At 59.3% G+C, this 12,104-nt stretch carries 8 protein-coding genes and 2 pseudogenes; 4 read left to right on the top strand and 6 right to left on the bottom strand.

Features of this window, described 5'->3' with window-relative positions; all coding sequences use genetic code 11:
* Positions 1 to 53 precede the first annotated feature (53 nt).
* Positions 54 to 2,600, top strand: a complete 2,547-nt coding sequence (locus tag THIVI_RS20795; RefSeq protein ID WP_014780493.1) for a DNA translocase FtsK — start codon at positions 54 to 56, stop codon at positions 2,598 to 2,600.
* Between the two features lie 692 nt (positions 2,601 to 3,292).
* On the opposite strand, the pseudogene THIVI_RS26215 reads toward THIVI_RS20795, so the two are convergent.
* The 3 genes and pseudogenes from THIVI_RS26215 to THIVI_RS23085 form a co-directional block, all read right to left on the bottom strand.
* Positions 3,293 to 3,484: pseudogene (locus THIVI_RS26215) on the bottom strand (DNA translocase FtsK); the annotation flags it as partial.
* 111 nt (positions 3,485 to 3,595) lie between these two features.
* Positions 3,596 to 3,781 (bottom strand): annotated as a pseudogene (locus THIVI_RS26210) (DnaJ domain-containing protein); the annotation flags it as partial.
* A gap of 160 nt (positions 3,782 to 3,941) precedes the next feature.
* Entirely contained in the window at positions 3,942 to 5,348 is a 1,407-nt protein-coding gene (locus THIVI_RS23085; RefSeq protein WP_014776674.1) for an IS701 family transposase, read from the bottom strand.
* Positions 5,349 to 5,601: 253 nt separating this feature from the next.
* Here THIVI_RS23085 and lolA point away from each other — a divergent pair, with 253 nt between their 5' ends.
* Positions 5,602 to 6,303, top strand: a complete 702-nt coding sequence (gene lolA, locus THIVI_RS20785) for an outer membrane lipoprotein periplasmic chaperone LolA (protein ID WP_014780491.1) — start codon at positions 5,602 to 5,604, stop codon at positions 6,301 to 6,303.
* Between the two features lie 33 nt (positions 6,304 to 6,336).
* Positions 6,337 to 7,644, top strand: a complete 1,308-nt coding sequence (locus tag THIVI_RS20780) for a replication-associated recombination protein A (RefSeq protein WP_014780490.1) — start codon at positions 6,337 to 6,339, stop codon at positions 7,642 to 7,644.
* Positions 7,645 to 7,771: 127 nt separating this feature from the next.
* Here THIVI_RS20780 and THIVI_RS20775 read toward each other — a convergent pair whose 3' ends face one another.
* Both THIVI_RS20775 and rluB read right to left on the bottom strand, forming a co-directional pair.
* Positions 7,772 to 8,881 carry an IS5 family transposase gene (locus tag THIVI_RS20775; protein ID WP_041447199.1) on the bottom strand — a complete coding sequence of 370 codons (1,110 nt, stop codon included), beginning with the start codon at positions 8,879 to 8,881 and terminating at the stop codon, positions 7,772 to 7,774.
* Between the two features lie 429 nt (positions 8,882 to 9,310).
* Positions 9,311 to 10,210, bottom strand: coding sequence for a 23S rRNA pseudouridine(2605) synthase RluB (gene rluB / locus THIVI_RS20765; RefSeq protein WP_014780489.1), 900 nt, complete (start codon positions 10,208 to 10,210; stop codon positions 9,311 to 9,313).
* Between the two features lie 196 nt (positions 10,211 to 10,406).
* Between rluB and THIVI_RS26120 the strand changes: the two genes are divergently transcribed.
* Positions 10,407 to 10,532, top strand: a complete 126-nt coding sequence (locus THIVI_RS26120; RefSeq protein ID WP_281054902.1) for a hypothetical protein — start codon at positions 10,407 to 10,409, stop codon at positions 10,530 to 10,532.
* A gap of 65 nt (positions 10,533 to 10,597) precedes the next feature.
* On the opposite strand, the gene clpX is transcribed toward THIVI_RS26120, so the two are convergent.
* Positions 10,598 to 11,884, bottom strand: a complete 1,287-nt coding sequence (gene clpX, locus THIVI_RS20760; protein ID WP_014780488.1) for an ATP-dependent Clp protease ATP-binding subunit ClpX — start codon at positions 11,882 to 11,884, stop codon at positions 10,598 to 10,600.
* Positions 11,885 to 12,104 lie beyond the last annotated feature (220 nt).

Raw genomic sequence — 12,104 nt, 5'->3', positions numbered from 1 at the left:
CGCGAAAAATCATCGGTAAGGCTAGAATACGTCGATCAATTTTGGAGAGACGCATGGCACAGGCAACACGCTACGGTCAATTGACATTCAGCGATTACGTGGAGCGCGCGTTGCGCGAGGGCGCCATGTGGTCGCTCATGTGCGTGGCGATTTATCTGGCGATTTCGCTGGCGAGTTATTCGCCGGCGGATCCCGGCTGGTCCTATGTGGGCGAAACCAGTCTGGTGACCAATGCCGGCGGTCGCGCCGGCGCCTGGTTCGCGGATGTCGTCCTCTATCTGTTTGGGTTTTTTGCCTATTTACTGCCCTTCATGGTGGCCTGGAGCGCCTGGCTGGTGTTTCGCGGACGCGGCGAGGATCCCTCTCAAAGGGCCTGGCTGCTCTCGCTGCGCTGGGTCGGTTTCCTGGTCACGCTGGCCGCGGGTTGCGGCTATGCCTCGCTCCATATCGGAACCTTCGGCTTCAATCTGCCCAATGGCGCCGGCGGAGGACTCGGGCTGCTGGTCAGTCGCCGGATGCTGGACACCTTCAACCTGGCAGGCACCGATTTACTCTTGGGCGGCGCCTTGCTGGTCAGCGCGACCCTGTTTTCCGGCATCTCCTGGCTGAAGCTGCTGGATAGCCTGGGCGCCGTCGTCCTCCATGGCGCGCGCGCGGTCTGGTCCGGGTTGTCCGGCGCCACCGCGCGTCTCGCGTTCGCCCGCGGCCGGGATCCGGCGGAAACCGATGGCGCTCAGAGCGGTTTGCCCAGCGAGCTGAACCTCATCGACCCTCCGTCATCAACCTCTCGATGGCCAGAATCCGCGGAGGAGATCCCCGCGCCCCGTCCTCGGCGACCTTTGGGGCGACTGCCACAGGGGGTACAACGCGACATGGCCGAGCCCGAGGCGCTGGCGGCGGAGTCACTCGACGAGGCGGATGACAGGCTGTCCATGACGGATCTGATGCGTGGACAGAAACCGGTCCCGCTTGAGGCTCCGCGAGTGAAAAAGATACTACGGTCGATTGCGAAGGCCGCGCCGCAACCCCCAGCCGCGCCAAGCGTCAGCGAACGGCCGTTCGACCGCACCCCACCCGGCGAACAGGCCCGCCCGCCGCTGGATCTGCTGGACGCGCCGCGCAAGACCGGACGCGGCTACTCCGAGGAACAGATCGAGGATCTCTCGCGTCAGGTGGAATCCAATCTGGCGGATTTCGGGGTCGAGGTCCGGGTCGTCGCCGTCTACCCCGGTCCCGTGGTCACGCTTTTCGAGCTGCAACTGGCCCCCGGCATCAAGGCCAGCAAAATCACCGGACTGGCCCGCGATCTGGCGCGCGCGCTTTCAACCATCAGCGTGCGCGTGGTCGAGATCATTCCGGGCAAATCGGTGATTGGCATCGAGATCCCCAACAAAGAGCGCGAAACGGTCTTCCTGCGCGAAATCTTCGCCTCCGCGATCTACCAGGAGGCCGCCTCGCCGCTGACCCTGGGCATGGGCACCAACATCTCCGGCCTGCCGGTGGTGGTCGATCTGGCGCGCATGCCGCATGCGCTGATCGCGGGCACCACCGGTTCCGGCAAGTCGGTCGCCATCAACGCCATGATCCTCAGCCTGCTCTACAAGGCCGGGCCGGAGGACGTGCGGCTCATCATGGTCGACCCCAAGATGCTGGAACTCTCGGTCTACGAGGGCATTCCGCACCTGCTGACACCCGTCGTCACCGACATGAAGGAGGCCGCCAACGCCCTGCGCTGGTGTGTCGGCGAAATGGAACGCCGCTACCGGCTGATGGCCAAGCTCGGGGTGCGCAACATCGGCGGCTACAATCGTCAGATCGCCGAGGCCGAGGCCGCTGGCGAACCGATTCCGGACCCGATCCTCGGCGCCGATTTCGACCTGGAGTCCGGCGTCGCGGTGCCCACGCTCGGCCATCTGCCCTATATCGTCGTCATCATCGACGAACTCGCCGACATGATGATGGTCGTCGGCAAGAAGGTCGAGGAGCTGATCGCGCGTCTAGCGCAGAAGGCGCGCGCCTCGGGCATCCACTTGCTGCTCGCCACCCAGCGCCCCTCGGTGGACGTGCTAACCGGCCTGATCAAGGCCAACATCCCTACCCGCATTGCCTTCCAGGTGTCCTCGCGGATCGACTCGCGTACCGTGCTCGATCAGATGGGTGCCGAGCAATTGCTCGGCCATGGCGACATGCTCTATCTGCCGCCGGGCGGCAATATCCCGCAGCGCGTGCATGGCGCCTTCGTCGACGATCACGAGGTCCATCACGTCGTGGATTTTCTCAAGCAGCAGTACGGTCCCCCGAGCTACATCGACGATGTCCTGCGGGAGCCGTCCGAATCGCTGCCGGGCATCGACCCCGAGCCGCGCGGCGAGACCGAGGATACCGACCCGCTGTTCGACGAAGCGCGCCAGATCGTGGTGGAGAGCCGCCGCGCATCCATCTCGGGCGTCCAGCGCCGGCTCAAGATTGGTTATAACCGCGCCGCCCGCATGATCGAGGAAATGGAGCGCATCGGCATCGTTGGCCCCGCCGAGACCAACGGGAGTCGGGAGGTTCTGCAACAGAGAAACCCGTCAGATTTTCCAAACGAAAATCAATAGAGATGCAATTATTTTTCCCCGTGTATCTTATTCATGCTATTTTTTGTGGGTTATAATCCATCGCGTTACACACATCTCTGTAAGTTGTTGAATTTTATGGAATACGAACCAAATCGTGCGCTATAAATATCAAAGGGTTACGGACTTATGTATAACGCGATGGTTCTAATCGGCGTGATGGATCTGGTCGCTAGCTGATTGATGCAAAACCCCTTTCGCTTTCAGAACTCTTTTCACACGACATGCTATTGGTTTTGGAAAAAAATAAAAATGATTAGGAAAATAATCAAATAGAATAGTAAAGATTTGATTTTAGATTTTTTTGTCGATCTTGAACCGATCAAGACGTACTGATTAATTGTATAATTATGGATTAAGCGTAAATTGCCATTCAGGTAATTCAAGGAAATCAAATCTTTCGCCCTAAGCTCGAAATCTCCATGGCCTGGATTTTCAAATTCGATCAAGTGTTCCAAGTCAATAAAATCAATCACCCTCAGAAAATATGACCTTGTATTTCTTGACCGGTTAAATTGAGATCGCTTGGCGCGTACCTTGACAAGCCAATATTTAAAAACTGTTTTACAATGCCGACACATTTCTTCTTCTTTAAAATTTTCTATGTAATATTTACTTTCTTTAAAACATTTAGGACAGATTAAACCAATATAGTCTCCACTCGCATTATTTATTGGTAGTGGAGCCAATACTTCACGACTTCCATTTGATTCAGGAGGCCCAACTATCCCAATGCGTTCCATTTCCTCGATCATCCGGGCGGCGCGGTTGTAGCCGATCTTGAGCCGTCGCTGGACCCCAGAGATGGATGCGCGCCGACTCTCGACGACGATCACGACCGCCTCATCGAAAAGCGGGTCTGTATCGCAAACGCATTCTGTATCAACGTTAGCCTTTCTGCTATTACTGGATGTGTTGCTATGTTTTGAATTGCTCTTGGCATCGAGTTGAGAATTAATCCATTCGTCATGCGTTTTTCTTGTCTCTGGATTTGATAATACATCATAGGCTTTATTTATTATTTTAAGGATTCGTTCGGCTTCCTGTCGATTGCTTGGGTGTTTATCTGGGTGCCACTCCTGAGCAAGACTCTTCCATGCAGCACGAATTACACGATCACTCGCGTATTTGGAAACCTGTAAATTATCGTAATGGGTTCTCACTTCTTAATGTTCTCATAACAGGTTGCAGGTAATGCCAAAGATTATAAGATCGCCATACTTTATCAGTTGTTTGCGCAGCCTTTATCCTACAGATCAAGACGCTGCCGGGCAATATATAGCCGTTTAATTCTACTTTGTTACTTTAATTCAAACGCATTGACTATCCCGTCGCGGTCAGCTTGTAATAACGCTCGATATCCTTGCGCCTTTGCTCATGCCTGACCCGCATTTGCTGGATTCTTTTTTCGACCGCATCCGGATCGTTGAGTAGTAAAGCGATGATGAGAAGCCGAAGATCACGGCAACTCACCAATGGATAATCGGTTTTGTGCAAAAGACGCTCTTTAACAATAAAGGACAGCGACAACATCACCAGCGCCATATGGTGGTGCCAGGCATTCCATTTTCTGACTTGATAATCTGACATTCCTAATTCGCTTTTGGCTTCTTGAAATGCCCGTTCAACCCAATAGCGCTGTGCTTGCATGTAAGCCAGCCTTTCGATCGGGGTGCTCCGATAATCGACATTACTGAGTGAGTATTTGATCTTGTTGTCCGCGTGATTTCGGCTGATGACCAATACCCGCTCGGTCACGCGCTCCGACTTGCCATCCCAAACCCACACGGGAGCGGTATGAACGGACAGCGTGATCGGCCCTTTGGCCCCATTGCGAACGGCCATCGTGCGCCATTGGAAAGGATAAAGATGGTCGGCATACCATCTCACTTGCGTGGGGTCGCGATCAGCTTGAAGTTTGGTTGGCTTTCGTCCTCGCCCAGCGGATTCCGGAACCGATAGAATGGGTTTGAGGGGATAGATCATCTGATCGCAATGAACATCAAGCAGAAAATTTAACCCTATGTTATCTAAAGAAACACCAAGCTCTAACCCGTGTCCGTACAGGCCATCACCGCCCACCCAACCAATGTCTACGCCCGCCGCCAGATCGGATTGAATCATCTCCAGTGCGAGTTCGATCTTCGTTTTAAACTGACGTGCCTCTTCAGGAATACCCGCTTGGTCACATCGCTTTAAATCAGCGGTCCAGGACGTTGGAAGGAACAACCGCTCATTAATTAACGTGCTCTGTGATTCCCAAACTAAGCTGGCATAAACGCCTACCTGGCAATTCTCAACCTTACCAATGACACCGGCATATTGCCGCGCGACGCCAACGGAATACTTGCCTTTCTTGAGATGCGCTGACTCATCAATGATGTAGCCGACATCCCGACCGCGATAATTCGGCTGATTCGCATACAGACTTGAGGTGTCTTGGGCGATCGCACCGATGAGGTTTCCCGCCGACCACGGTGAATCTGTGATGAACTGTTGGATCCGTTGATAACCATCACCACCGGACACATCAATTTCTTCGTTGATGCGTTCGAGATTCCGTTTTCCGGCTTCAGTTTTGAGAAGACCCATGATGTAAGCTCGACTCAGTTCATGACCATCAGCTGTTTCGTTTTGAAAAAATTCGTGATAATCCTCCAGATGAGCGGAGAGGTTACCAACCATGTTTTTTAACATCGCATCGGTTTCGCTACCAATCGCGTTAGCCATGATCTGCCATTTCCAAATAAAATTTTCCCTGAAAATAATATTTGAAAATCATAAGCTTATGTCAAGCTAACAAAGTAGAATTAATGTAATAACTGGACATGCAATTAGTGTCAAATCCACTTTTTACAGACCTTTTTTGCTTGATCGTGGCCTTGGGAGCTGGATATCACATTAAACGGCTATAACTCCAACTTCGTAACGGTCCCCCCGATGGTGGTCCGCCGAAAACATCGCAACCCTAGGAAACGCAACGATGCACTGCCTTCCCACCGCCAGCCGCCTGCTGTCCGCCCGGCGCGTCGGCCCTCTCCGCCATACGGCCCAACCGTTACTCCAGCCCTATCTCGCTCTGCTCGCTCTGCTCGCTCTGCTCTGGATCGCTCGCACAGCCAACGCCGACGGAGCGGATCGGGTCAACGCCTACCTCTCCGGCCTGAACAGCCTTCAGGCGGATTTCGAGCAATACACCTTCAGCGCCGACCGCACCCAGATGATGGAGGCCCGCGGGACGCTCTATCTCCAGCGCCCCGGCCGCTTCCGCTGGGAGTACGCCACACCCACGAAGCAGGTCATTATCGCCGATGGCAAGCGCGTCTATCTCCATGACCTGGATTTGAAACAGGTCTCGCATCAGAGTCAGGACAAGGCGCTGCGCGGAACGCCAGCGCTCCTGCTCGCCAATCCCGGCCCCATCGAACAGCATTTCAAGGCCCGCCCGATCGACAGCACGGACGGGCGCGACTGGGTGGAACTCATTCCAAAAGATCAGGACACGGACGTGGTGCGCATCGAGATCGGCTTCGACAAGGACACGCTCGACAGCCTCATCATGCAGGACAGCTTCGGCCAGGAAACCCGGCTCAATTTCACCGGGACTCGGCGCAATACCAGCCTCAACGCCGATCTGTTCAAGATCGATCAGCGTGATGTCGATGATTTCCTACAGATGGATTGATGCGGATCGGTTCATGCCGGACGCGGCTTGGTCATGATCGCGACATCCGAGGACGCACCGCTCGCGGACCGCATGCGTCCGGTCACCCTGGAGGAATTCGTCGGACAGACGCACCTGCTCGCCCCCGGCAAACCCCTGCGTCGCGCCATCGAATCCGGCCGATTGCATTCCATGATCCTCTGGGGTCCGCCGGGCACCGGCAAAACCACGCTGGCGCGCCTGATCGCGCGTCAATCGGGTGCCCATTTCCTCAACCTGTCGGCGGTGCTGGCCGGCGTCAAGGAGATCCGCGAGGCGGTCGCCGAAGCCCAGACCGTGCGTCGGCTGGAGCAGCGCGGCACGCTCCTCTTCATCGACGAGGTCCATCGCTTCAACAAGGGTCAGCAGGACGCCTTTCTGCCTCATGTCGAAAACGGCACCCTCACCTTCATCGGCGCGACCACCGAAAACCCTTCCTTCTCGCTCAACAACGCGCTGTTGTCGCGAGCGCGGGTCTATGTCCTCAAATCGCTGACGGTCGGTGACATCCGGCACGTCCTGACGCGCGCGCTCGCGGATCCAACCCACGGGTTTGGCGAACAACACCTGGTTCTGCCGGATGAGGCTGCCCGACTCCTGGCCCAGACCGCCGACGGCGACGCCCGCCGCGCCTTGAATCTGCTGGAACTGGCGGTTCAGTTGACGACCGACGAAACCATCGAGACCGCGACCGTCGCCGAGGTCGTCGCCGATCCGATCCGACGCTTCGACCGGGGCGGGGACATCTTCTACGATCAGATCTCGGCCCTGCACAAAGCCGTGCGCGGCTCGGCCCCCGACGCCGCGCTTTACTGGCTGGCGCGGATGATCGACGGCGGCTGCGATCCGCTTTATATTGCCCGTCGGGTCGCGCGCATGGCCAGCGAGGACATCGGCAACGCCGATCCGCGCGCGCTGGATCTCGCCATGAACGCCTGGAATGCGCTGGAACGGCTCGGCTCGCCCGAGGGCGAACTGGCACTCGCCCAGGCAGTCGTCTATCTGGCCTGCGCAGCCAAGAGCAATGCGGTCTACACGGCCTGGAAAGCCGCGCTGGCGGACGCGCGCGGTTCCGGCTCGCTCGACGTGCCGATCCATCTGCGCAACGCGCCGACCAAACTGCTGAAGGAACTCGGTCACGGCCGCGCCTATCGCTACGCCCACGACGAGCCAGAGGCTTATGCCGCCGGCGAGGTTTATTTCCCCGAGGAACTAGGCGAACGCCGCTACTATGAACCGGTGGATCGGGGTCTGGAGATTCGCATTCGCGAGAAGTTGGAGCGACTCCGGGCGCTCGATCAGGCAGCGGGACGAAACGCGTAGCCGACGGTATCGCCTTCGCACCTGATATCACGACATACCCTGTCGGCGGAGCGGGTTTGAAACCCGCCCCAACGTCCGGCGATCACATGCGACTTCTATACGTCTCCCTGAGAGGGTGTAGACAAAATCAAACCGTTGTGGTCAACCGCCGCAGCAGGATGCGCGCCTCCGCCAGCCAAACCCAGGTTTCGGAGACCGCTGGCAGACGGTCATGATGCATGATCAATCGACGGGCACGCTCATTCCACGCATGGGTGCGCTCGACAACCCAGCGCTTCGGCAGCGGAACGAAGCCGTCGGCGTTGGCGATCACCACTCGGTCAGGCGCCCCGTCCACGTGCCAGGAGCCAACGCTTTTGTTGGCTGGATGGCGCACGACTTCCACGCGGATCGCGTGGGTCTGCTCGGTGGTTTGGGCAAATTGACCGGCGTAGGCGCTATCGACAAACAGCGTGTTGATCTGGGGGTACTTGGCGGCCGTGTCAGCGACGGCGCCCGAGGCGGCATCGCGGTCCTGAAGATTGGCCGCGACCACGCTCACCGCCAACACGAACCCCAAGGTATCGACCACCAGGCTGCGCTTGCGCCCCTTGACCTGCTTGCCCGCATCAAAGCCGCTCGGTCCACCCTGCGGCGAGCCGCGGGTCGATTGCGCATCCAGCACCGCCGCCGTCGGCGCGATCTCACGCCCCTCGCGTTCGCGCCATTGCCCCCGCAGTCGATCATGCATCTGCTCAAACTTCCCAGCCGCACTCCAACGGCGAAACGTCTTGTAGACATTCTGCCAAGGCGCGAAATCGTGCGGCAGCATCCGCCACGCGCACCCCGTGCGCACCACGTAGCAACACGCCTCCAGGATGCTCCGGCGCGACACGCGGGGCGGTTGACCCCGCCCGCCCGGCATCTCAAAGAGAGCGGCGACCAAGTCCCACTCCGCATCGGTCAGACAACTTGGGTAGCTTTGGTCGGGGTCGTGGCGACGATGCGCATCCGTATACCCATACCGACGCGGCGTTGCGCGCGCTTGCGCCTCGAGACCACTCTCGCCCCGGAGGCGCGTGACGCCCGCCTCCCGCAAGGACTTGCGAATCGTTGCTTCATGAGCCTCGATTCCCGTCCGTGCCGCGAGTTCCCGGGCAATCTCTGACAGCGTGGAGGTCGGGCGATCCGTGACAATTTGACGCAATACCGCTTGCTCCGCCTCGTGAATCTTGGGGGGACGACCAGCTTTCGACATCAGCGCACACCAGCTCAGTTGTAGACTGGTATACAAATAGCAGCTCAATTATTTTTGTCTACACCCTCTGAAGCCATCTCCCTGAAGCCGTTCGCGATGAAGCCGTTCGTGGTGAGGCACTCGAACCACGAACGGCTTCACCACGCATGGTTTCATCGCGAACGGTTTTCCGCTCAGAGTCTCCGGAACTTCCCGGAAATTACCTGGGGCGCGTCATCAATTCTACTTGTGCGGAATTCCCGCTGGCCTGTAGAGGCGAATTCATTCGCCGCGTTGGTAGCGCGGAGACAGGGGATGTCGAGGATGTCGGGGCGAATGAATTCGCCCCGACAAGAATGCCGTGAAACATTCGCGTCGAGCGCATCGATCCCGGCCTTGGAACATTGGGGGGCGGCGATCATTCCACGCGAACACAATTGATGACACGCCCTAATCCCGCTCCCCTCGCCGCGGTCCTCCTTGACGCCTTGGCGCGATCGAAGCGGTTGACTCGGATGGCGGCGAACGCCGAATTCCAGGTCCGAACTTGCGCGGTCGCGGCCGTTCCGGCACGCTCAGTCCAGCCAGCGCCAGCAAGGCGGTTTGCTCTTCCTCGGTCAGAGGACGCCAGTTCCCGGTAAAGAGACGCCGCCCCAACTCGATATTGCCGTAACGGATGCGGATCAGCCGGCTGACGGTACAGCCGGCGGCCTCCCACAACCGGCGTACCTCGCGGTTGCGGCCCTCGCGCAGTACCACGTTGAACCAGTGGTTCGCGCCCGTGCCGCCCTGATCGGTGACGGCGTCGAACCGGGCTGGACCGTCCTCCAACTCGATGCCCGTGGTCAGGCGCTCCAGGGTGCCGTCAGGAATCTCGCCGAGGATGCGCGCCGCGTATTCGCGCTCGATCTCGCGCGACGGGTGCATCAGACGGTTGGCAAGTTCGCCATCGTTGGTGAACAGAATCAGGCCGGAGGTATTGATGTCCAGTCGGCCCACGGCGATCCAGCGCCCCTCCTTCGGGCGAGGCAGACGCCGAAAGACGGTCGGCCGCTCCTCCGGGTCGCGACGGGTCACCAGTTCGCCCTCGGGTTTGTGATAGGCAATGATCTGAGGAATGGTCTCGCGCTGACGCTTGAGTTTCACGTCGCGGCTATCGATACGGATCCGGTCCGCGCTGGTCGCGCGGTCGCCAAGCTTGGCGAGGGTGCCGTTCACCCGGACTCGACCCTCCGTGATCCAGCCCTCGATCTCGCGGCGCGAGCCCAGGCCAGCCTCGGCCAGTAGCTTCTGGAGTCGCACCGCCTCCTCGGAGGAGGGATACCGCGACGGACGTCGGTCGTTTTTCATAAAAAATCACGCTCGCGCAGCGCCTCATCCGGCTCAGGGGCCGGTGAGACACCGCGTCCTCATTGAAGAAATCGGGAGAACACCCCGGCGCGCGGCAATCGCGCCCGCTCGTTCGTCCAGGAAATGAATCGCCGTCGCTGGGAACCGATCCCCAGACGAACCTTCGGCGAATCAAGACGGTGGCGGCTATCCTACCATGCCGAAAACCGCGAGGGACGCGGAGCCTTACTTCGCTTCGGCCATCGACCTTGTCGGCAGCGCGGCTGAGGGCGTCATTGAGCACGGGCAAGGTTCAGAACGCATCAAGCATGCGATGGAATGAAACACGCTGTCGGCTTGTCTGGTCTGGCGGTTCGCCTGAAATCGTTCGCGGTCTCCCGAAGCGTCCTAACCGCCCGCTTCCGCCTGCACGTCCGCGCTGTCCGCTCCCCGATAACGCCACTGAATCGCGCCCTGACCGGTCACCGCCTCGGCATCGACCAGACATTCCACGACATTCGACATGGAGGGCAGCTCGAACATGGCGCGCTGAAGCAGACCCTCCATCACGCTGCGCAGCCCGCGTGCGCCGGTGCCGCGTTCGATGGCCAGGCGCGCGATGGCGGTCACGGCCTCGGGCGTGAAATCCAGCCTGACTCCCTCGAAGACAAACATCTGCTGATACTGACGGACCAGCGCGTTACGGGGCTCGGTGAGGATGCGCACCAACGCCGCCTCGTCGAGTTCCTGAAGTCCGACCAGCACCGGGAAGCGTCCGATAAACTCCGGAATCAGGCCGAATTGGCGTAGATCGTCGGGATGGGTTGACTGGTACAGGCGCGGATCGCGGTCCTCGGATGCCGCAAACGCGCCGACCTCTGCATGAAAGCCGATGCTCGACGGCCCCGGACGGAGTCGGCGCATCAGCACCTTCGCCAGCCCGGCGAAGGCGCCGCCCACCACGAAGAGGATATTGCGGGTGTCGATCAGCACGCTTTCGCCCGCGTCCTTGCGGCCCTTCGGGTTGACCTTGACCTGCGTCCCTTCGACCAGTTTGAGCAGTGCCTGCTGTACGCCCTCGCCGGAGACATCGCGGGTGCCGTGCGCCGTCTCGCCCTGGCGCGCCAGCTTGTCGATTTCGTCGATATAGACCATGCCCCATTCGGCGACCTCGCGGCTGCCGTTGGAGGCGTCGAGCAGGCGCGCCAGAATGCTTTCGACATCCTCGCCGACATAGCCCGCCTGGGTCAGGGTGGTGGCGTCCGCGATCACGAAGGGAACTCCGACGATGCGCGCGAGGGTGCTGGCCAGCAAAGTTTTACCGGTGCCGGAGGGGCCGAGCAGGAGGATGTTGGATTTGTCGATTTCGACGCGGTCGTCGTCCTCCAGGGTGCGGCGCGGGTTCTTGGATTCGCTCGCCAGCCGTTTGTAATGGTTGTAGACGGCGACCGCGAGCGTCTCCTTGGCGGCCTCCTGGCCGATCACATAACGATCCAGATGCTCCTTGATCTCCAGCGGCTTGGGCGGCGATTTGAGTGGGGCGGCGAGCGCGCGACCGCGTCCCCAACTGCTGACCACCTGATGGGCCAGCCCGACGCAGGCCTCGCAGATATGGCCATCGATACCCGCGATCAGTGGCCGGTCAGGCTCTTGCGGGGCGCCGCAGAAGGAGCAGGCATGGACCTTGTCGTTCATTCGTCGGGATCTCTTGGAGCGGTGGCAAGGGTTGAACCTAGATTGCTTGAGGTGGCCAAATCCTACCCGTAGGAGCCCGCTTGCGGGCGACGGATGCGCGCATGGAAGGCGTCTTGGCGGATCATGTCGCCCGCAAGCGGGCTCCTACGAAGTTTGACGCTTGGTAAAGTCATTTCCGGAAATCACCTCAAGCGATGAGCATGACTCGTCGGTCTGGGGC

Source organism: Thiocystis violascens DSM 198 (assembly GCF_000227745.2).
Taxonomy (GTDB): Bacteria; Pseudomonadota; Gammaproteobacteria; order Chromatiales; family Chromatiaceae; genus Chromatium; species Chromatium violascens.
The sequence above is the reverse complement of the archived record's forward strand: the minus strand, read 5'-3'. Positions and strand labels throughout refer to the sequence as shown.